At 63.1% G+C, this 20115-nt stretch carries 18 protein-coding genes and 1 pseudogene; 13 read left to right on the forward strand and 6 right to left on the reverse strand.

Annotation, left to right across the window (positions count from 1 at the left end; translation table 11 throughout):
* Positions 1-25 precede the first annotated feature (25 nt).
* From HDG34_RS13380 to HDG34_RS13390, 3 genes are all read left to right on the forward strand, one after another.
* Positions 26-604, forward strand: coding sequence for a hypothetical protein (locus tag HDG34_RS13380; RefSeq protein ID WP_184060677.1), 579 nt, complete (start codon positions 26-28; stop codon positions 602-604).
* 271 nt (positions 605-875) lie between these two features.
* Positions 876-1829 (forward strand): hypothetical protein, encoded by a 954-nt coding sequence (locus tag HDG34_RS13385; RefSeq protein WP_184060786.1) that lies wholly within the window; start codon positions 876-878, stop codon positions 1827-1829.
* Between the two features lie 188 nt (positions 1830-2017).
* Complete coding sequence (locus HDG34_RS13390; protein WP_260321151.1) at positions 2018-2269, forward strand: hypothetical protein; 252 nt, start codon at positions 2018-2020, stop codon at positions 2267-2269.
* Here HDG34_RS13390 and HDG34_RS13395 read toward each other — a convergent pair.
* From HDG34_RS13395 to HDG34_RS13405, 3 genes are all read right to left on the reverse strand, one after another.
* On the reverse strand, positions 2261-2407 hold the full coding sequence (locus HDG34_RS13395; RefSeq protein WP_184060679.1) for a hypothetical protein: 147 nt from the start codon (positions 2405-2407) through the stop codon (positions 2261-2263). The two genes, HDG34_RS13390 and HDG34_RS13395, sit on opposite strands and share 9 nt — an antisense overlap.
* A gap of 289 nt (positions 2408-2696) precedes the next feature.
* Positions 2697-3272: a TetR/AcrR family transcriptional regulator gene (locus HDG34_RS13400; protein ID WP_260321152.1), complete on the reverse strand. Its 576-nt coding sequence runs from the start codon at positions 3270-3272 to the stop codon at positions 2697-2699.
* Positions 3273-3402: 130 nt separating this feature from the next.
* Positions 3403-4863: an efflux transporter outer membrane subunit gene (locus HDG34_RS13405; protein WP_184060681.1), complete on the reverse strand. Its 1461-nt coding sequence runs from the start codon at positions 4861-4863 to the stop codon at positions 3403-3405.
* A gap of 76 nt (positions 4864-4939) precedes the next feature.
* Here HDG34_RS13405 and HDG34_RS13410 point away from each other — a divergent pair, with 76 nt between their 5' ends.
* The 4 genes from HDG34_RS13410 to HDG34_RS13425 all read left to right on the forward strand — a co-directional run bounded on the left by HDG34_RS13410 (position 4940) and on the right by HDG34_RS13425 (position 10735).
* Entirely contained in the window at positions 4940-5557 is a 618-nt protein-coding gene (locus HDG34_RS13410; protein WP_184039356.1) for a TetR/AcrR family transcriptional regulator, read from the forward strand.
* An 83-nt stretch (positions 5558-5640) separates the two neighbouring features.
* The gene (locus HDG34_RS13415) at positions 5641-6756 is read left to right on the forward strand and encodes an efflux RND transporter periplasmic adaptor subunit (RefSeq protein WP_184060683.1); all 1116 of its coding nucleotides are present in this window, start codon (positions 5641-5643) and stop codon (positions 6754-6756) included.
* Positions 6753-9893 carry an efflux RND transporter permease subunit gene (locus tag HDG34_RS13420; RefSeq protein ID WP_184060685.1) on the forward strand — a complete coding sequence of 1047 codons (3141 nt, stop codon included), beginning with the start codon at positions 6753-6755 and terminating at the stop codon, positions 9891-9893. The genes HDG34_RS13415 and HDG34_RS13420 overlap by 4 nt, the downstream gene beginning before the upstream one ends.
* A 35-nt stretch (positions 9894-9928) precedes the next feature.
* The gene (locus HDG34_RS13425; RefSeq protein ID WP_184060687.1) at positions 9929-10735 is read left to right on the forward strand and encodes an oxidoreductase; all 807 of its coding nucleotides are present in this window, start codon (positions 9929-9931) and stop codon (positions 10733-10735) included.
* 16 nt (positions 10736-10751) lie between these two features.
* Here the strand turns inward: HDG34_RS13425 and HDG34_RS13430 are convergent, their stop codons facing one another.
* Positions 10752-11972: a sensor histidine kinase gene (locus HDG34_RS13430; RefSeq protein ID WP_184060689.1), complete on the reverse strand. Its 1221-nt coding sequence runs from the start codon at positions 11970-11972 to the stop codon at positions 10752-10754.
* A 111-nt stretch (positions 11973-12083) separates the two neighbouring features.
* On the opposite strand from HDG34_RS13430, the gene HDG34_RS13435 reads away from it, so the two are divergent.
* The gene (locus tag HDG34_RS13435) at positions 12084-12548 is read left to right on the forward strand and encodes a PleD family two-component system response regulator (protein WP_260321153.1); all 465 of its coding nucleotides are present in this window, start codon (positions 12084-12086) and stop codon (positions 12546-12548) included.
* A 39-nt stretch (positions 12549-12587) separates the two neighbouring features.
* On the opposite strand, the gene HDG34_RS13440 is transcribed toward HDG34_RS13435, so the two are convergent.
* Positions 12588-13514, reverse strand: coding sequence for a LysR family transcriptional regulator (locus HDG34_RS13440; protein ID WP_184060691.1), 927 nt, complete (start codon positions 13512-13514; stop codon positions 12588-12590).
* A gap of 107 nt (positions 13515-13621) precedes the next feature.
* Here HDG34_RS13440 and HDG34_RS13445 point away from each other — a divergent pair, with 107 nt between their 5' ends.
* Positions 13622-14497, forward strand: coding sequence for an aldo/keto reductase family oxidoreductase (locus HDG34_RS13445; protein WP_184060694.1), 876 nt, complete (start codon positions 13622-13624; stop codon positions 14495-14497).
* On the opposite strand, the pseudogene HDG34_RS13450 reads toward HDG34_RS13445, so the two are convergent.
* Positions 14498-14926: pseudogene (locus tag HDG34_RS13450) on the reverse strand (LysR substrate-binding domain-containing protein); the annotation flags it as partial.
* Between the two features lie 539 nt (positions 14927-15465).
* Here HDG34_RS13450 and HDG34_RS13455 point away from each other — a divergent pair.
* The 4 genes from HDG34_RS13455 to HDG34_RS13470 all read left to right on the forward strand — a co-directional run bounded on the left by HDG34_RS13455 (position 15466) and on the right by HDG34_RS13470 (position 20076).
* Entirely contained in the window at positions 15466-16299 is an 834-nt protein-coding gene (locus HDG34_RS13455) for a phytanoyl-CoA dioxygenase family protein (protein ID WP_184060696.1), read from the forward strand.
* 17 nt (positions 16300-16316) lie between these two features.
* Positions 16317-16730 (forward strand): RidA family protein, encoded by a 414-nt coding sequence (locus HDG34_RS13460; RefSeq protein WP_184060698.1) that lies wholly within the window; start codon positions 16317-16319, stop codon positions 16728-16730.
* A 76-nt stretch (positions 16731-16806) separates the two neighbouring features.
* Entirely contained in the window at positions 16807-18171 is a 1365-nt protein-coding gene (locus HDG34_RS13465) for a DUF1329 domain-containing protein (RefSeq protein WP_184060700.1), read from the forward strand.
* A 75-nt stretch (positions 18172-18246) separates the two neighbouring features.
* Positions 18247-20076 carry a DUF1302 domain-containing protein gene (locus HDG34_RS13470; protein ID WP_184060702.1) on the forward strand — a complete coding sequence of 610 codons (1830 nt, stop codon included), beginning with the start codon at positions 18247-18249 and terminating at the stop codon, positions 20074-20076.
* Positions 20077-20115 lie beyond the last annotated feature (39 nt).

Below are 20115 nucleotides of genomic sequence, written 5' to 3' on the forward strand. Positions count from 1 at the left end.
GATACCTTGCAGGAGGAGAACGCGGATGAAAATAGCGACGATAGCTGCAGCATTGGTCATCGCGGTGGTGGCCGCGGCCCCGCCGGCGCGAGCGCAGGGCGACATGGCGAGCACCGCGCAAGCGATGCTCAGCGCGGCGCAGCCGGTGCATATGACGGCGGAGATCGTCGCCATCGATGCGGGCAACCGTTCGCTGACATTGAAGGGTCCGCATGGCGACGTCGCGATCGTGCTCGTCAGCCAGCAGGTTGCCGGTTTCGATCAGCTGAAGATCGGCGATCGCGTCGACGTGCTGTACAAGAATGCGTTGCTCACCAAGGTCGAGAAGGCAAGCAGCGCGGGCAAGGGGATTCGCGAGCGGGTCGACCGGCGGAGCTATGCGCCGGCGTCGGGCGGGTACGAGTCGGCGCGGCAGACCGAGGTGCTCGCGACCGTGCTGAAGATCGATCGCAAGCAGCGCCTCGTGACGCTGCGCGGCGCGTATCAGACCCAGACCTTCGAAGCCGCGCCCGACGTCGATTTGAGCGACGTGAAGGTCGGCGACACCGTGCATGCGGCGTTCGTGTCGGCCGCCGCGGTGCAGGTGACGCCGGTCGGGCAGTGAGCGGCGGGGCCGCAGTCGATTCCGGCGGCCGCATCTGTTTCGCAAACTATGTCGAAATATGTCACGGCTCCCGCCGAATGCCCGCAAAACCTTGCCTGGCGGGCCCGCGTCGCGGTGAAACAGCGCGACATATGTTCCGTGATGATTTCCGCGGAGTGTCCTTCTATAGTCCGTTCGTCGCCACGCGGCAGTGACGCAAGTGGCCCGAATCCAGCAAGGACATACCGTGAAAAATCGTTCATTCGCAGGTTCCGAGAGGGTCTGCGCCAGCATGGCGCGAGGCGCGCTGCGCAAGGTGGTGCTCGGCGCGGCCGCCGCCGTGCTCGCGCTCGGCAGCGCATCGGCGTTCGCGTGGTCGGGTCACGGCACCGCGTACACGTCGCGCGGCGTCTATAACGGCGCGCACTACGGCTCGTGCGGCGGCGGTAGCTGCTCGCATGCGGGCAGCGTGGCCGGCCCCTATGGCGGCGTCGCAAGCAACACTGGCACGGTCACGCGCACGGCGCCCGGCCAGTTCTCGAACTCGGGTACCGCGACGGGCCGCTACGGCAACTCGGTGCAGCACTCGGGCGACACCAGTTGCGCGGGCGGCTCCTGCTCGCATAGCGGCACGCTGACCGGTCCCGACGGCAAAACGGCGACGACGTCCGGCGACGTGACGCGCACCGCGCCGGGCCAGTATTCGTCGTCGGGCTCGATCAGCGGGTCGAACGGCAATACGGTCAATCATTCTGCGTCGACGAATTGCGCGGGGTCGACCTGCGCGCGCTCGGGCACGGTGACGGGTCCGGACAACAACAACGTCTATCACTCAGGCACCGCGACGCGGGTCGCGCCCGGCGTCGTGACGACTTCGACGAGCGTGACCGGCACGCAAGGCCACACGGTGACCTCGAGCGGTACGGTGGTAACAGGCGGCGTGGTGGTCGCGGGCGGGACCACGACGGCGACCGGTACGACCGTGGTCGTTGCGCCGAAGCCGGTGGTGGTCGTGGCGCCGCCTCCGCCGGTCGTCGTCCCGCCGCCGGTCGTGTACGTGCCGCCGAAGACCGTCGTGGTGACGCCTCCGCCGGCCTATGTTCCGCCGCCGATGGTGGTCGTGGCGCCGCCCCCGCCGCCGGCCGTCTACGTCGCGCCGCGTCCCGTGTATGTCGCGCCGCGGGCTGTGGTCTGGGTGCCGGGCCATTGGGTCGGGCGCGTGTGGGTGCCGGCGCATTGGGCCTGACGATGAGCGCGGCGATGAGAATCAGAACCTGCGTAGAATCGTGGCGCTCACGTCGCGCCGCGCGGTGCGACGCGATGTGCGAAATGGCGGGCTCGTGTCCACCATCTGCTGAGGCGGAGCGTCACTCGCGAGCGCAAAGGGCTGCGCGGGGCGCGCTCCGCAAAACGGTCGCGCTCGCGACGATCGTCGTGGCGACGTTGCTGGCGGTCAACGCAGTCATCGACGCCGGCGACGCCAACGACGACCTTCGCGCGAACCCCGCCGCCGGCGCGGCGAGCGACTGTTCCGCGCGCTACGCCGCGTTGCTCGATCTGGCCGAACTCGCGCGGCGTGACGGCAAATCGTCCGAGGTGGTCGTGCGTGGCTTGAGCCAGCAGAACGGGGCAATGAGCGAGTGCATACCTGCAGGCCGGTTCAGGCCTGCACCGACATTACATTGAACGCGGCCGCGTCAGATCGCGTTCCAGAAAAATCGCGCCGGGGATCGGATTGAACACGTAGGCGTCGATGGGCTCGAATCCCAGCGATGCGTAGAGGCCGAGCGCCGCTTGCATCGTCGGCAGCGTGTCGAGACGCATGCGGCGATAGCCCCATCGCGAACAGCGAGAATCCCTTGAAGAGGTATCGGCCTGATCCTGCGCAACCCAGTTTCTGGCTGATTCGTGAAACAGCCACCGCCAGTGGCGCCACGCCGACGCTGCCGCGCCTGGGTGATGGCACTCTTCTTACTCACAAACGACCCATCGGCGACAGGTAACGCAAGGTCCAGTTCATCGACGACCTCGCTGATTGACTGGTGTGTGGCTGATACCAACTAATGGATTGAATCGCTTGACCGGGTATTTGCGGAGGAGGCGCAAGATCAAACTATGTTTCAGTCAGGACGGGTGCATTGCAGAACATCTTTGTCACAACGTTGCTCAAAATCGCTTCGGCCGAAGCGTTCGACAGATCATTGGGCATCGTCATGTTGAAGTAGAGGATGCCGTCGATCAATGCGATAACGGCGAGCGCGTGGTCGGCGAAAGGGCCCGGCAACTGTATGTTGAGGCGCTTGCATAGCTGCTCAACGAAGTACGCGATCATGTCGCGCTTTTGCAGGCATAAGGCATTCACATGTTGTCGGAATTTCGCGTCACGCATGGCATGCAAACGTGCCTCAGCCCAGATGATGTAGTTGTTGTCGTCGCGATAGCACTGCGCGTACAACAAGGTGAGCTGCACGTGCAGGTTTTCGCTGGACGGTGCGGCGTCTCGCAGCTTCTGCAAGTTTTCTTGCATGTTCTGGTGATCGAGACGGAGCAGTTCGACGAATAGATCGCTCTTGCTGCTGAAGTTCGAGTAAAACGCGCCGCGGGTATAGCCGGCCTGGGCTGCGATATCCTCCACGCTAGTCGCAGCAAACCCTTTTTCGGCGATGCTCGACGCTGCTGCGTCGAGCAAGCGCCGCCGGGTTCGCTCTCGACTTTCTGCTCGCGTCATTCGTTTGTGTGGCATGCGGCAAAGCGCTCATATGGCAAAGAACGATGGCCAAAATCCACGCTCCTGGCAAATCGTTGGGTGCGTAGGGTTGCTATTTGATGGCGACCGCTTCGGATTCGCGAGGTTGCCATCCGCCACCGAGCGCCTTGAAGGCAGCAACGGCTGCGCGTGCGGATTCCGTTTGCGCCTGCACCCGCTCGTCCGAGGCGCGTAGCAGGTTGTCGTCGGCCTGCAAGACTTCGATCAGGCTGACGACGCCTTTTTGATAGGCTGCGAACGAGGCAGCTCGCGCCCGGCCGAGCGAGTTCACTCCCTGGGCGAGCACCGCGGCCTCTTGCTCGCGCTTCACGAGTGCCGAGAATGAGTTCTCGACGTCTTCGGTTGCATGAAGCGCGGCGAGCCGATACGCGGCCAGCATTTCCGCCTGCTGCCCCTTGGCCTGCTCGATCTGCGCATTGATGCGGCCGAAATCGAACAGACGCCAGCGCAGCCCCAGCACGCCGGCGGCCTGATTGGCGCCGGTACTGAACAGGTTGCCGCTGGCCACCGAGGTGGCGCTGCCGAGCAGTCCACTGAGCGACACCTTGGGGTAATACTCGGCGATGGCCACGCCGATGCGCGCGTTCGATGCGGCGAGGTGACGCTCGGCCACGATCAGGTCGGGCCGGCGCCTGAGCAACTCTCCCGGCGATCCTGTGTCCGCGATCCGCGGGGCGACCGGGATGTCACCAGCTTCGACCAGTTCGGCTCGATGCGTGCCGGGCTGTGAACCCAGCATTACATCCAGCGCGTTCATCGCTGCATCCAGACCCGCCTCGAGGACCGGGACGGATGCCTGAACCTGGGACAGCGCACCTTCGGCCTGGCTCACCTGAAGGTCGGCCGCCAATCCTTTGCTATACAGGAGGTTGATGGTCGAAAGCAGATCCTGCTGCGTCTGCACCTGCCGTCGGGCAACCTTCAGACGGGCCTGCAATCCACGAATCGTGATGTAAATATCGCCAGTCTGCGCCGCCACTGCCAGGCGCGTGGCCACCGCACCGGCTTCCGAAGCCTGGTATTCGGCAAGTGCCGCTTCCCGCCCGCGACGCAGGCCACCAAACACATCCAGTTCCCAGCTCGCGTTGAAATTAGCCTCGTAATCATTGCCGTAGCGATCGAAACCGGGCGTCGAATTCAGGACTCGCCCCAAGGGGGTTTCGACCGACTGGTAGACTCGCGCCGCCTGCCCGCTGACAGTGCCGGACGGCAGCAGCGCGGCATTCGCCGCGCCAAGTCCCGCGCGCGCCTGCGAGACGCGAGCGGCGGCCTGCGCGAGGTCCAGGTTCTGATCCAGTGCGAGCGTGACGAATCGTGTCAGTTGCGGATCATCGAAACCCGTCCACCACGTGACAAGGTCGGCACTGGCCGCCGCGTGCCGGTGATCCACCGCGGCCTGGCCCTGGAACTGCTCGGGCATGGCTACATTGGGCCGGACATAATCGGGGCCTACAGCGCAGCCAGCCGAGAGACTGGCGGCAATAACCGCGGCAAGGATGGGTTTGGGTAGCATGAGCGTCTTCGCAAGATTCCGGTGGTGACTATAATACCAAATAGTCACTGGTTGTCCATTCCTGTATGCTATACCCATGAAAAAAGCCACCAGTTCCCCCATCCCGGCGCGCGGCCCCGCTGACCACGAGGTACGGGATCAGATCGTTGTCGCCGCCACCGAGCACTTCAGCCGGTATGGCTACGAGAAAACGACGGTCTCAGACCTCGCCAAGGCGATCGGGTTTTCCAAGGCCTACATCTACAAGTTCTTCGAGTCCAAGCAGGCCATTGGCGAGATGATTTGCGCGAACTGCCTGCACGAGATCGAAACCGAGGTCAGGTCGGCCGTCGCACAGACCGATCTGCCACCGGAGAAGCTGCGGCGGATGTTCAACGTCTTCACGGAAGCGAGCCTCCGTCTGTTTTTCCAGGACCGCAAGCTCTACGAGATTGCCGCATCGGCGGCCACGGAGAACTGGCAGGCGGTGCTTGCGTATGAAGAGCGCGTCCAGAAGCTGCTTCGGGACGTCCTCCAGGAGGGTCGGCAAAGCGGGGACTTCGAGCGCAAAACCCCCCTCGATGAGACTGCGATGGCGATCTATCTGGTGTTGCGCCCCTACCTCAACCCAATGCTCCTGCAGTACAGCTTCGATTACACCAAGGTCGCGCCTGCACAACTGTCCGGTCTCGTGCTCCGCAGTCTGTCGCCTTGATGGAAATCTCGGTTGTGACCATTGACTAATTTGGTCACTAGAACCATAATGAAAGCCCCGATCACTCCGTCAATGGGTCTTTCATGCTCCGGCGTCGCCTTGCTACCTCTACAGTCGTCTGTGCACTGGCACTTGCGCTAGCCGCCTGCGGCGCAAAAGCACCGTCCGATCCGCGCACCGAAGCGCCCCTGGTGCGTACCGCCATCGCTCGGGCGGCGATCCCCGCCTCCCGTTCGTTTACCGGAACCGTCGCCGCGCGCGTGCAGAGCGACCTGGGATTTCGCGTCTCCGGCAAGGTGCTCGAGCGGCTGGTGGATGCCGGGCAAACCGTCAAACGCGGCCAGCTGCTGATGCGCCTCGACCCCATCGATCTGAGGCTTGCCGCGCAGGCCCGGCAGGACGCGGTCACCGCCGCGCGAGCACGGGCGCAGCAGACCGCGCAGGACGAAGAGCGCTACCGCGACCTGCGCGGCACCGGCGCGATATCGGCATCGGCCTACGACCAGATCAAGGCGGCGGCCGATGCCGCCAAAGCGCAGCTCAGCGCGGCCGTGGCTGACGCCGACGTTGCGCGCAATGCGACTGGCTATGCCGAACTGCTGGCGGACGGCGATGGCGTCGTGATGGAAACGCTGGCCGAACCGGGCCAGGTCGTCAGCGCCGGCCAGCCCGTGGTGCGCCTGGCGCACGCCGGGCGCCGCGAGGCTGTCATCCAGCTACCCGAAACCCTACGCCCCGCAATCGGTTCGGTCGCCCAGGCCACGCTGTTCGGCAACGGCGGTGTTAGCGTGCCGGCGACGCTGCGCCAGCTTTCGGATACGGCGGATCCTCGTACCCGGACCTTTGAAGCGCGGTATGTGCTGCAGGGAGAGCTGGCCGACGCCCCACTGGGCGCCACCGTCACGGTCCAGATTCCGGACGCGCGTTCCGCGGTGCAAGGCGGTTTGCAGGTGCCGATCGGCGCGCTGTTTGACGCGGGCAAGGGACCGGGGGTGTGGGTCATCAACGGCGAGCCGGCGAAGGTTGCCTGGCGGCCGGTTACTGTCGAACATCTGGACGACGATAGTGCTCGCGTCGCCGGTGAGATCAAGCAAGGCGACCGGATCGTCGCGCTCGGCGCGCAGCTGCTGCGCGAAGGCGAGCAGGTCCGGGTGACAAGTCAAGCCGTCGCCATGACGGCCGAGGGAGCCCGTCCGTGAGCGAAGGCCGTTTCAACCTGTCGGCGCTCGCCGTGCGCGAGCGCTCCATCACCCTGTTCCTGATCTGCCTGATTTCTCTGGCAGGGCTCGTTTCGTTCTTCAAGCTGGGCCGGGCGGAAGACCCCGCGTTCACGGTCAAGGTGATGACCATCATCACCGCATGGCCGGGAGCCACGGCGCAGGAAATGCACGATCAGGTCGCCGAGAAGATCGAAAAGCGCATGCAGGAGCTGCGCTGGTACGACCGGACCGAGACCTACACACGGCCTGGGCTGGCCTTCACGACCTTGACCTTGCTCGACAGCACGCCGCCGTCGGAAGTGCAGGAGCAGTTCTACCAGGCCCGGAAAAAAATCAGCGACGAGGCGGGCAATCTTCCATCCGGCGTGATCGGACCGATGGTCAACGACGAATACGCGGATGTTACCTTCGCGCTGTTTGCGTTGAAGGCGAAGGGTGAACCGCAGCGCCTGCTCGTTCGCGATGCCGAGACGCTGCGCCAACGGCTGCTGCACGTGCCGGGCGTGAAGAAGGTCAACATCATCGGTGAGCAGGCGGAGCGGATCTATGTCGAGCTCTCACATGACCGGCTGGCAACGCTGGGCGTGAGCCCCCAGGACGTGTTCGCCGCGCTCAACGGTCAGAATGCCCTGACGCCGGCCGGCTCCGTGGAGACCAAAGGTCCGGAGGTGTTCATTCGCCTGGACGGTGCCTTCGACAACCTGCAGAAGATCCGCGACACGCCGGTCGTAGCGCAGGGCCGCACGCTGAAGCTGTCGGGCATTGCCACCGTTACGCGTGGTTATGAAGATCCGGCGACGTTCATGATCCGCAACAACGGCGAACCGGCACTGCTGCTGGGCATCGTCATGCGCGACGGCTGGAACGGGCTCGATCTCGGCAAGGCGCTGGACAGCGAGGTCGGCGCAATCAACGCCGGGCTGCCGCTGGGCATGAGCCTCACCAAAGTCACCGATCAGGCCGTCAACATTCATTCGGCGGTCGACGAGTTCATGCTCAAGTTTTTCGTCGCGCTGCTGGTGGTCATGCTGGTGAGTTTCGTCAGCATGGGCTGGCGGGTGGGCCTCGTCGTTGCCGCGGCCGTACCGCTGACACTCGCGGTCGTGTTCGTGGTGATGGCCGCAACCGGCAAGAACTTCGATCGCATCACGCTCGGATCGCTGATCCTCGCGCTCGGCCTGCTCGTGGACGACGCGATCATCGCGATCGAAATGATGGTGGTAAAGATGGAGGAAGGCTACGGCCGCATCGCCGCCTCCGCCTACGCGTGGAGTCATACGGCCGCGCCGATGCTGGCGGGCACGCTGGTGACCGCCGTCGGCTTCATGCCCAATGGTTTCGCGCGCTCCACGGCCGGCGAATACACCAGCAACATGTTCTGGATCGTTGGCATCGCACTGATCGCATCGTGGGTCGTCGCCGTGGTCTTCACGCCCTACCTGGGTGTGAAGATGCTGCCCGACTTCAAAAAGGTCGAAGGCGGTCACGACGCGATCTACGACACGCCGCGCTACAACCGCTTCCGTCAGTTGCTCACGCGCGTCATCGCGCGCAAATGGCTGGTCGCCGGTTCGGTCGTGGGCCTCTTCGTGCTGGCCATCCTCGGCATGGGCGTGGTCAAAAAACAGTTTTTCCCGATCTCCGACCGTCCCGAAGTGCTGGTCGAGGTGCAGATGCCCTATGGCACGTCGATCTCGCAAACCAGCGCCGCGACGACGAAGGTCGAAGCGTGGCTCGCGAAGCAGAAGGAAGCCAGGATCGTCACCGCATACATCGGGCAAGGCGCGCCACGCTTTTACCTGGCGATGGGGCCGGAACTGCCCGATCCGTCGTTTGCCAAGATCGTGGTGCGCACGGACAGCCAAGATGAGCGCGACGCATTGAAGCAGCGACTGCGTCAGGCAGTCGCCAACGGTCTCGCCTCCGAGGCGCGCGTGCGGGTCACGCAACTCGTGTTCGGTCCGTATTCGCCGTTCCCGGTCGCCTACCGTATCTCTGGTCCGGACCCGGACAAGCTGCGCGGTATTGCGGGAGAAGTTGAGCAGGTGATGGACTCCAGTCCGATGATGCGTACGGTCAACGCTGACTGGGGTACGCGCTCGCCCACGCTGCACTTCACGTTGCAGCAGGACCGTCTGCAGGCGGTGGGGCTGACATCCAGCGCCGTGGCGCAACAACTGCAATTCCTGCTAACCGGTGTGCCTGTCACCGCCGTGCGTGAGGATATTCGAACCGTGCAGGTCATCGCGCGTTCGGCCGGCGATGTTCGTCTCGATCCGGCCCGGCTCGGCGACTTCACGCTGGCTGGCGCGAACGGGCAACGCATTCCGCTGTCGCAGGTGGGCAAGGTCGACGTGCGCATGGAGGAACCAATCATGCGCTGGCGGGACCGCGTGCCGACGATCACGGTACGGGGCGACATCGCCGACAACCTTCAGCCGCCGGACGTATCGACGGCGATCACCAGGCAGCTCCAACCCATCATCGCCAGGCTTCCGACCGGCTACCGTATCGAAGAGGCGGGCTCCATCGAGGAATCGGCTAAAGCGACGAAAGCCATGTTGCCGCTCTTCCCGATCATGCTGGCGGTTACGCTCATCATCATCATCTTCCAGGTGCGCTCGATCTCCGCGATGGTCATGGTGTTCCTGACCAGCCCGCTGGGCTTGATCGGGGTGGTGCCGACGTTGATCCTGTTCAGGCAGCCGTTCGGCATCAATGCGCTGGTCGGTCTCATCGCGCTATCGGGCATCCTGATGCGCAACACGCTGATCCTGATCGGACAGATTCACCAGAACGAGCAGACGGGGCTGGATCCGTTCCATGCGGTCGTCGAAGCTACCGTGCAGCGTGCCAGACCGGTGATCCTGACGGCCATGGCGGCGATCCTCGCTTTCATCCCGCTGACCCATTCGGTGTTCTGGGGAACCCTCGCGTACACGCTGATCGGCGGCACGTTCGCCGGGACGATTCTGACCCTGGTCTTCCTGCCGGCGATGTATTCGATCTGGTTCAGGATTCGACCCGAGCGTATCGCCGGCTTGCGCAAAGATCGGCATGAGCAGGTGCAGCCTTCCGAGCAAACGCTGCAGGACGCGCTCGACGCGGACAGTTAAAAAAACACCATCAATTCACCTGAAGGGAGCTGTTCATGTCGAATTCCACTGTTGTCGTTGTTACCGGCGTGTCATCGGGTATCGGACGCGCCGCCGCCGAGAAGTTTGCCAGGCGGGGGTGCCGCGTATTTGGCACCGTGCGCAGCATCGCAAAAGCCGCGCCTATCTCGGGAGTCGAGCTTGTCGAGATGGATGTTCGCAACGATGCTTCGGTCCAGGCTGGAATCCAGTCCGTCATCGATCGCGCCAGGCGAATCGACGTGCTCGTCAACAATGCAGGAACGAGCATGATTGGCGCGGTCGAGGAAACGTCGACTGCCGAGGCCTCGTCTCTGTTCGATACCAACGTATTCAGCATTCTGCGCGCGACACAGGCTGTACTCCCCCACATGCGGGCACAACGCGGTGGAAGGATCGTCAATGTCAGTTCGGTGCTCGGGTTTCTCCCGGCGCCCTACATGGGACTCTATTCGGCGTCCAAGCACGCTGTGGAAGGGCTGACCGAAACCCTCGATCATGAGGTGCGCCAGTTCGGCATACGCGCAACGCTGGTCGAACCGACTTTTACCAGGACCAATCTCGACATCAATGCGCCCCAGGCGGGTTCGAAAATCGCCGACTATGACCGCGAGCGTGCCCTTGCAATGAGCGCAGTCGTGAACAGTGTCAAAGGTGCCCCCGAGCCCGAGGGCGTGGCCAACACTATTGTCGAAGCGGCGCTTGGCGCCTGGCGGATGCGTCGCACGCCTGCCGGACAGGCGTCGTTGCTGAGCAAGTTGCGCCGCTTTATGCCTGCTGGTCCCGTCGATTCAAGCTTGAGGAAAACATTCGGCCTTGGTTGAAGCGCTCGTCCACGCATCACATTGCGGCCAAGGTTCGACGCAGCGGAAACCGGATCTCGAACGTGGTCCCCACGCCCTCGCGCGACGCAAACTCGATCTGCCCATCGAGCACGCGGCATAGCTCCCTGACGATCGCGAGCCCGAGCCCCGTGCCCGGAATCTCGTCGCAGGCCGCGCGCTCGAACTCATCGAATACGCGCTCCGCGTCGGCGGGCGCAATGCCGACGCCGGTGTCGGAGACGCGAATCGCCCAGTGTTCGGCGCCATGCATCGCGAACCGGATTTCGACTTGCCCCGACTTCGTGTACTTGATCGCGTTGGTCAACAGATTGACCGCGATCTGCTTGAGCTTCAGCCGATTCGACGTGACGACCGGCAGCGCCGCGTCGAACGCGCTGCGCAACGCAAGCCCTTTCGCCTCGATCGACGGTCGCGTCGACGCGACGAGTTCGTCGAAGAGTTCGCGCAAATCGACGTCTTCGAGCACGAGCGGCGCGGAGTCTCCGAGCACGACCGAGTACTCGACCATCTGGTCGACCAGTTGCTTCATGTCGGCAGCCTGACGGTTCGCGAGCGTCAATGCGGCATCGGCTTTCGACGGCGCTCGCTCGATCAGTTGCAGCGCGACCGAAAACGCGTTGAGGAAATTGCGCAGATCGTGCACGACGCTGCGCGTGATCTGCATCCGCGATGCATATAGATCGCCGACCAGCCGTTGCTCGAGCGTCAATTCGTGATTCGCGCGTTCGAGCCGTCCCGTGTATTCGTCGATCTTGCGATCGCGTTCGGCGACCACTTCCTTGATCGACTCATACCTGACCACGCTGAATGCTTCGGCGATCAGGCGGCGCGCGCGGCTCTCGTGACGGCGCGTGCAAGTCCGGTCGCGTTCGACGAACTCTTCGAGCGCTTCGAAGAGCACCTGCTGAAAGAGGTCCAGTTCGCGCACCAGCTCTTCGATCCGGTAGCCCTGCTGCCAACGGACCTTGCCGTGCTTCTTCGCGTCGCGTTCGATCGACGTTTCGACGCGCTCGAGATCTTCTGCATCGAGCGCCCGGCACAGCTCGTCGAGAATATCCGGCAGATGGTCGGCGAGTTGCCGATAAGTGAGCTTGTCCGCTTCGACGAGATCGGCGTCGGCGGAGACGGCATGCATCCATTGCCGCGTCAGGCCGCCCCGTTCCGCGCGGATGAAGTTGGCGAAGTTGCGCAGCGGGCTCACGCGTCTGTCGGTCATGATGGATACCGGAATGGAGTTTCTACAACATACAACGCGCGAACGGTTCGAACGCCTAGATTTGCGCGGGCACCGCAAACCTGTTTCGCTGCCGATCGGCCAGGCGACCCGATGCGCGCCGGCAACCCGCGTCATTATCCGCGCAATTGCCGTTCGTGGAACATCTCTTGCGGGACTCTGATCAGACGAGAAGGCAAATTTTGTCCGCAAAACATGATGTATTCGATATTGCTGGTCGACGACGAACCGGAAATTCTAGCCGCATGGCGGTTGATTCTGGAGAGCGAAGGGTATGAGGTGAGTTGCGCGAGCAATGGCGCCGAAGCACTCGCTTGTGTCGTCGCTCACGTTCCCGACCTGATTGTTACGGACTGGATGATGCCGGTCATGGACGGCGCGGAGTTATGCCGCCGTTTGAAATCGATGCCGTTATCCGTCAACGTACCGATTCTGGTCCATACCGCGGTGCCGCCTTCGGACAGCGATGCGCATTACTGCAGCGCATGTCTGCTGAAGCCGATCGGCGCGGATCTCTTTCTGACCACGATCGCGCAGCTCTGCGCGCCACGATGCTGATATGGCACGCGTCGCCGCGTTCACCGTCGTGTGATGACATCAACGCCGTGCCACGTCATCGTCTGGGACACTTGCTGAGTCGGCCTTCAGGAAATCGACGAACGCGCGCAGCGGCGCGGGCACATGACGATGGCCCGGATAGTAAAGAAAAGGCCCTGAAAAGCGCTGCCACCACGGTTCGAGAATCGCTTCGAGCGCGCCGCTGTCCAGATGCGGGCGCAGCATGTCTTCGAACAGGTGAATGATGCCGAGGCCCGCGACCGCGCCGCTGACCGCGAGGTCGATTGCGGCGCCGGGCCGCACCAGCAGCGGTCCTGTCGGATTCAATTGCAGCAGCTCGCCGTCGCGCTCGAAGTACCAGGTCGGCATCGCGCCGCTGGCGAATTGCCCGCGCAGGCAGGCATGCGCGAGCAATTCGCCGGGATGGTGCGGACGGCCGTGCGCGTCGAGATACGCGGGCGCCGCGGCGGTCGCGAAGCGCTGCACGCGCGCGCCGATCGGCACCGCGATCATGTCCTGCTCGAGGCGTTCATCGTAGCGAATGCCCGCATCGCACCCGATCGATAGCACGTCGACGAAGCCATCCTCGACCACCACTTCGACGCGAATATCCGGGTACTGCTTCAGAAAGCGCGCAAGCACGTCGGGCAGCACGATGCGCGCGACGCTCGACGGCACGTTGAGCTTCAATGTGCCGGTCGGTTTGTCGCGAAAGCCGTTCAGCACGTCGAGCGCCGCTTCCATTTCGCCGAACAGCGGCGTCAGCTTCTCGATCAGACGCAGCCCGGCTTCGGTCGGCGCGACGCTGCGCGTGGTGCGGTTCAGGAGTCGCAGCCCGAGTTTCGTTTCGAGGCGCCGCACCGCGACGCTCAGACTCGACGCCGACACGCCGCTCACGCGCGCCGCGTCGCGAAAGCCGCGGGCGCGGGCGACGGAAACGAAGGCGGCCAGATCATTCAGTTCCATGATGATTGATTGTGCAGAATTTTGAACAACCCGTACACGTTAGACCGCTTTATTCAACAACGCAATTCCGGCGATACTGCCGCTCATCACTTCACAAGGAGATCGTCATGCCGAACTTCAGCTCCATCGACACTTTCGCACTAGCCGGCCGCCCGGTGCGGCGCATGGGCTATGGCGCGATGCAGCTGGCCGGCCCCGGCGTGTTCGGGCCGCCGAAAGACCGCGACGCGGCGCTCGCGGTGCTGCGTGAGGCGGTCGCGTCGGGCGTCGACCACATCGATACCAGCGATTTTTACGGGCCGCACGTGACCAATCAGTTGATCCGCGAGGCGCTCCACCCGTATCCACGCGATCTGACGATCGTGACGAAGGTGGGCGCGGTGCGCGACGGCGCCGGCGCCTGGCTGCCGGCGCATGAGCCCGCCGACCTCGAGCGCGCGGTGCATGACAATCTGCGCAACCTCGGGCTCGACGCGCTCGACGTGGTCAACATGCGCGTGATGGGCAACGTGCACGAGCCGAGCGAGGGCTCGATCGAAAAGCAGGTCACGGCGCTTGCCGAGCTGCAGCAGCGCGGGCTCGTGCGTCATGTCGGCCTGAGCAACGTGACGGCCGCGCAGATTGCCGAGGCTCAGCGCATCACGAAGGTCGTGTGCGTGCAGAACCACTACAACCTCGTGCATCGCGACGACGATGCGTTGATCGATGCGCTCGCGGAGCAGGGCATCGCCTACGTGCCGTTTTTCCCGCTGGGCGGCTTCACGCCGATTCAATCGTCCGAGCTGTCGGAGCTTGCGCGCAAGCTCGAGGCAACGCCGATGCAGGTCGCGCTTGCCTGGCTATTGCATCGGGCACCTAACATTCTGCTGATTCCGGGCACGTCTTCGGTGACTCATCTGCGTGAAAACCTGCAGTCGGCGCAGTTGAAGCTCAGCGACGAGGTGCTCGATCAACTGAATGCGATCGGCGCTGAAAAGGGCTGATTACACCGATGCCGCGATGAACTCCCGCAACCATTGATGCGCGGGATCGCGATGCACCCGCTCGTGCCATAGCATCGCCATCTCGTAGCCCGGCACCTCGACGGGCGGCTCGACCGTCCGCAGCGCGTCCGTGCCGCGCACGAGACGCGCGGGCAGCATCCCCACGAGATCCGTGCTCGCGAGCACCGACTGCATGAACAGAAAGTGCGCCACCGACAGCACGACCTTGCGCGCGAGACCCACCTTCGCGAGCGTCTCGTCGGTGACGCCGAAAAAGCCGCCGCCATCGGGCGACACGATCACGTGTTCGAGCTTGCAGAACTGCGCGAGGGTGGGCCGGCGCTTCAGCTTCGGATGACCCGCGCGGCCGACCAGCACGTAGCGCTCGGCAAACAGCACGCGACGGCGCAAGCCTTCGGGCGCGCCTTCGCTTTCAGCCAAGGCACGAACGTGTATGCGTCGTATGCGTTGCTGCCCATATAAATCCAATTGCTGAGAATGTTGGACATCACCATCTCCCACTCCTTCCGTCGCTAACGGGCGCCGCCCCCGGTTTCGCGGCAAAAGCCGCTCCCAGCCACGTTCTCACGCCTCTCGATGCCGCGGCACCGCTCTTGTGCCACGACTACCAAAGGTGCGGATATGCCAGACGGCCACAAATACTGTACACAAAGACTAAGACAGGTATGTTTACAAAATAAAGCAAGGAGGTTCGGACGGCCCGCTCATCGCTTTCGTCCTCGAAGGCGGGACCTCGGCGCCCGAGCTGCTTGCAGGAACAGGAGCCGCGTTCTGCTTCTAACCGTGGCTTGGCATCTTGTGCTCAACCTTGTGAAGGCAGGGAATTCCCTCTCTTTTTTCTTTTTTTAGGTTTTGTATCATGACCTAACTTTGGTAGTATTTTCTATGAAGGTGCCGCGGGAAGCGTTTTGAACCGGGCTGCCGATTGACGATTCAGGAGTTCAGACATGGATGAAGCCACGCGCGAGGCGTTCGCCGAGGACGGCGCCGTTCTCGTCAAAGGTCTTCTCAGCGAGCAGCAGTTGGCCCGGTGCCGGGAGGTCTTCGACTGGGGCATAGAGAACCCCGGGCCTATGGCTTGCAGCCTGTTCGAAGGCACGGTACACAAGACCCACAACGACAACGCCAATCCGTATGCGAAGGGGCGTCTGGACGAGCTGGTTGGCCAACTGCCGTTCGGCCGACTGTTCGCGGACCTGTGGGCCTCGGATCACGTCTGGTATTTCGCAGAGGAGCTGTTCCTCAAAAGTGGAGGCAGGAGCGGTCGCTCGCCGTGGCATCAGGACACGTCCTACCTGCCATGGGAGGGGATGCACCTCGGGAATGCGTGGATCAGCTTTGAGGCCGTCCCCAAACAGAATGCGCTTGAGATTGTGCGGGGATCCCATCGAGGTCCGCGTCACGATGGCACGACCTTTCAAAATGCTGAAGATCCGACTGATCCTCTCCATGGCGGCGATGTCTGGCCGCGCCTGCCGAATATCGAAGCTGAGCGCCGCGATAACCCGGCTGCTTACGACATCATTTCGTGGGCGACGGAGCCCGGTGACGTCCTGCTGCTGCATCCGGGCGTGCTGCACGGCGGCGGCGCGGTGGACAGCGCGTTTCCAGAGCGCCACACGCTCGTGCTGCGCTTCTTCGGCGACGACGCGGTTTTCAGTCCGCTGCCGCAACCGAGCGTCTCGGGCTTCACGTCGTCCGGTGTCTTGCTCATCGAAGAACTTGCCGCGTTGAAAGAAGGGGATCCGTTTCGCGCACCGTGTTTCCGTCAACTCGTCTGACCAAAGGGGCCACCATCATGACAATGTCCACTACGCGGCAATCGATCATCCCGCCGCCGTTCCAGGCGTTCTACGACGCTTACCACTTTTCACCCGCGACCCGCGTGGGGAACACGATCTGGGTCTCCGGCCAGGTCGGCATCGGCACGGATATGAAAGCCGGCGAGGGCATGCCGGCGCAGGCCCGCATCGCCTTCGAGTCGCTCAAAGCCGTGCTCGAGACGGCGGGCGCGAGCCTCTCCGACGTGGTGGAGCTGACCACCTTTCACACGGACTTACGCGGTGAAATGGAGGCCTTTTCGGCGGTCAAGGACGCGTACTTCCCGGCGCGCTATCCGTCGTGGACCGCGGTTGGCGTAACACAATTGGCGCTGCCAGAGTTGTGCATCGAGATTCGGGCTGTGGCCGTGGCAGGCTGCGGCGAGGACTGAGCGGTTCGGCCCCGATGTGTAGGGTTTGATTCTAACGATGCGTACTACGAATGAAAATGGGATCGGAAGGAGAGTCATGATGAGAAAGCACACCATCGGAACCATGTCCGCCGTCGCGGCTACTTTATTGCTCGTGGCCGGAGTGGCAGTTGCCGACGACCTCACGCCGTCAGGCGCCGAGCGCGCGGCCAGCAAGGACGGACTCGTGCCGGCGTTTGCCGGCAGGGAAGCCACGCCGGCCGGCTGGGAGTGGGGCAAGGTCCGCGGTGACTTCTGGAAGTACAGGAACGAAAAACCCCTGTACACGATCGATGCGTCGAACGTCGACAAATACGCCGAAAAGCTGTCACCGGGGGAGATTCAGCTCGTCAAGCAGTTGAAGGGCTACCGCATGGACGTCTATCCGTCCCACCGCGAATGCCAGCTGCCGGATTTCGCCGAGCAGAATTCGAAGGCAAATCTCACGACGGCGAAACTCGCTTCGGATGGCGAGACGCTGCAGGCAGCGGCGCTACCAGGCGTGGCGTTTCCGCAGCCGAAAAACGGCGCCGAGGCGATCCTCAACTATGAAACACGGTACCGCGGCGAGGGGGTCGAGTGGTCGCCGGTTGTCACGTCCATTTCACCGCGCCCGGGCGGCAGCGACTGGATCGACGCAATCGGTCCCCAGGTGTTCTATTTCCCGGGGGGCAAGGATGGCAGCAGCACGCCGCAGGATGTTGACCAACTCAGTCTCGGTGCCTACTTTTCCGTCGATTCGCCGGCAGCACTGGCCGGGCAGGCCTTCGTGCAGCGGCAGTACTTCGATAAGGATTCGGAAACGTATTACTACTTCCCCGGCCAACGCCGGGTGAGACGCATGCCGGCCTATACGCACGATGCGCCACTGATCGGCTTCGAGAATCAGTATCTGATCGACGAATCCAACATGTTGAACGGCTCAATCGACCGCTTCAACTGGAAGCTCGTAGGCAAGAAGGAAATGATCGTCCCGTATAACGATTTCGGCATGTACACCTTCAAGGACAAACTGCATGACGTCGCCACGCCCAATGGCATCTCGTCCGATCATCGCCGCTACGAGGTGCACCGCGTCTGGGTCGTGGAGGCGACGCTCAAGCCCACGGCGCGCCACGTTGCGTCGAAGAAGGTGTTCTACCTGGACGAGGATAGCTGGCTTGCGCTCGTGGGCGAGGACTATGACGCGCAGGGCAAGCTCTGGAAGGTGCGCGAGAGCTACCCGATCCCGGTGTGGGAACTGGGCGGCGCCTGCGATAACGAGCCGTTCGTGCAGTACGACGTCAACAACGGGCGCTACGTGTTCGACGCCTCGTCGATTGGCCAGGGTAAGGACATTCGCTGGTACCAGCAGGTCAACGACCCGCGTTTCAAGACGGACTTCTTCACGGCTGAATCCTTGCGATCGGTGAGCGAGCGCTGAAGTTCGGCGAAGGACCAGGGACCGGCGTGCATCGGTGACGTGCGCCGGGATCGAGGGTGACGGCAGGGGAGATCCATGAAAACGAAGATCATCGGAAGATATATTGCGGCGTCGCTGGCCATGTTCGGTACGGCTGCGACAAGTGCGTACGGTTATGAGTTCACGACGGGTCTGGGTGATCTCACGGGTTCATGGGTGACCAACCTCACGGGGGGCGCGGGCATCCGCACAAAAAACCCGAGCTGCTCGCTTACCGGCGACCCGAACTCGTTCGGTTGCGGCGCGGCAGCCAACACCAATCAATGGGGCGTGGGTGACGACGGTAATCTGAACTACCGCAAGGGTCAGCCCTTCAGCACCTACATCAGCGCGACGAGCGAACTGCTCTTCAAGATGCCAAGCGAGGGCCTAAAGTTCATGATCCGTGGCACGGGTATGTACGACTTCCTCGCCGGCGACACGAACCGCACGCTGCTGTCGAGCACCGCTGCGGCGCAGGTCGTCTACAACGTGCAACTGCTCGACCTGTGGGGCGAGAAGGATTTCACGATCAACGGGCAGAACGCGCACGTGCGCCTCGGCAACCAGGTGGTCAACTGGGGCGAGAGCATGTTCGCGCAGGGCGGTATCAACGCCACCAACTCGCTCGACGTGCAGAAGCTGCTGATTCCCGGCTCGCAGCTGAAGCAGGCGCTGCTGCCCGCGCCGATGATCAGCTTTGCAGCGGACCTTTCTCATGGCTTTAGTACTGAGGATTACTACCAGTTTTCGTGGAACGGCAACCGCTATCCGCCGGTGGGCTCGTTCTGGTCGGTATCGAACAGCCTGGGCCGGGGAACCAACCCGTATACGGTGAGCACCACTAATCTGAACGTGGCCGGCCCCAGCGCCGGCACCATCGCGGGGGCCAGCAGCGGCAACCAGAACGTGCTCGACGGCATCAATAACGGCCTCGTCAGCGGTGCGTTTGCGGGGCCTCCCTTTAACGTTGTCGGCCTGCCCGTCAACTGGCAGGCGCCATCGAAGTACCATCCGCAGTTCGGCATGAAGTTCAACTATTCGCCGCGCTCCTTCGATGCGAACTTTGCTGTCTATTACGAGAACTACACCGACAAGTCGCCGGTGCTTTCGTCTCTGGCCAATGGGACGTTGGACTGGTCGTATCTGCAGAACCGTCAGCTCTTTGGCGCCAGCGCGAACTTCGGGATCGGCAATTGGGCGATCGGCACCGAGCTCTCGTACCGGCCGCACGATGCCGTCGCACTGTCGAGCTGCTATGGCGCAGGTGGCCCACTGGACCTGAACACCAACGGCGTGGCCGGCGTGAATTGCCAGCAATGGGCCGACATGAAGAAGCTCCAGTACGACATCAACGGGCTGCTGGCGCTCACGCGCAGCGAGTATCCGTTCCTCAAGCTGCTCGGTGCGGATGAAGCGACGCTGACCTGGGAGCTCACATGGATCTACTACCCTGGCCTGAGCCAGCGCGGCGTCACGCGCTCGGTGGATGGCCAGACGGTCACGCAGGTGCCTCAGGCGGGCTACCTGCCCTGGCTGAACAACGGATCCAGCCTGGGCTACCCGATCGGCATGGCGCAGGGCACGTCGAGCTCCGTGGGCGCAACCATCGATTTCAACTGGACCTACGACGGCACGCTGATTCATGGCTGGCAGGTGACGCCGGGCGTGACGTTCGCCGACGGACTCTACGGCTATACGCCGACGCTTACCGCGAACTACCTGCAGGGCTCGAAGTCGCTGAACCTCTACGTGCTGTTCAACCAGAACCCGACGGTCTGGCAGGCGGGCATCAATTACACGCTGTTCTGGGGTGGGCACAACACCGTAGGCAATCCCTACGCAGACCGCAACTTCGTCGGCATGTTCGTCACCCGGAACTTCTGATGGCCGAAGCGCCGGTGTGGGGTCCGATGCCGCTTGTCG

Source organism: Paraburkholderia sp. HC6.4b (genome assembly GCF_014200875.1).
Taxonomy (GTDB): Bacteria; Pseudomonadota; Gammaproteobacteria; order Burkholderiales; family Burkholderiaceae; genus Paraburkholderia; species Paraburkholderia tuberum.

Excerpts from the sequence above, each read along its gene's own strand:
- HDG34_RS13410 (WP_184039356.1), top strand. The coding sequence starts at position 4,940 with ATGAAAAAAGCCACCAGTTCCCCCATCCCGGCGCGCGGCCCCGCTGAC.
- HDG34_RS13430 (WP_184060689.1), bottom strand. The coding sequence starts at position 11,972 with ATGACCGACAGACGCGTGAGCCCGCTGCGCAACTTCGCCAACTTCATC.
- HDG34_RS13465 (WP_184060700.1), top strand. The coding sequence starts at position 16,807 with ATGATGAGAAAGCACACCATCGGAACCATGTCCGCCGTCGCGGCTACT.
- HDG34_RS13415 (WP_184060683.1), top strand. The coding sequence starts at position 5,641 with ATGCTCCGGCGTCGCCTTGCTACCTCTACAGTCGTCTGTGCACTGGCA.
- HDG34_RS13445 (WP_184060694.1), top strand. The coding sequence starts at position 13,622 with ATGCCGAACTTCAGCTCCATCGACACTTTCGCACTAGCCGGCCGCCCG.
- HDG34_RS13435 (WP_260321153.1), top strand. The coding sequence starts at position 12,084 with ATGCGCGCCGGCAACCCGCGTCATTATCCGCGCAATTGCCGTTCGTGG.
- HDG34_RS13380 (WP_184060677.1), top strand. The coding sequence starts at position 26 with ATGAAAATAGCGACGATAGCTGCAGCATTGGTCATCGCGGTGGTGGCC.
- HDG34_RS13395 (WP_184060679.1), bottom strand. The coding sequence starts at position 2,407 with ATGCGTCTCGACACGCTGCCGACGATGCAAGCGGCGCTCGGCCTCTAC.
- HDG34_RS13470 (WP_184060702.1), top strand. The coding sequence starts at position 18,247 with ATGAAAACGAAGATCATCGGAAGATATATTGCGGCGTCGCTGGCCATG.
- HDG34_RS13385 (WP_184060786.1), top strand. The coding sequence starts at position 876 with ATGGCGCGAGGCGCGCTGCGCAAGGTGGTGCTCGGCGCGGCCGCCGCC.
- HDG34_RS13440 (WP_184060691.1), bottom strand. The coding sequence starts at position 13,514 with ATGGAACTGAATGATCTGGCCGCCTTCGTTTCCGTCGCCCGCGCCCGC.
- HDG34_RS13405 (WP_184060681.1), bottom strand. The coding sequence starts at position 4,863 with ATGCTACCCAAACCCATCCTTGCCGCGGTTATTGCCGCCAGTCTCTCG.
- HDG34_RS13455 (WP_184060696.1), top strand. The coding sequence starts at position 15,466 with ATGGATGAAGCCACGCGCGAGGCGTTCGCCGAGGACGGCGCCGTTCTC.
- HDG34_RS13460 (WP_184060698.1), top strand. The coding sequence starts at position 16,317 with ATGACAATGTCCACTACGCGGCAATCGATCATCCCGCCGCCGTTCCAG.
- HDG34_RS13425 (WP_184060687.1), top strand. The coding sequence starts at position 9,929 with ATGTCGAATTCCACTGTTGTCGTTGTTACCGGCGTGTCATCGGGTATC.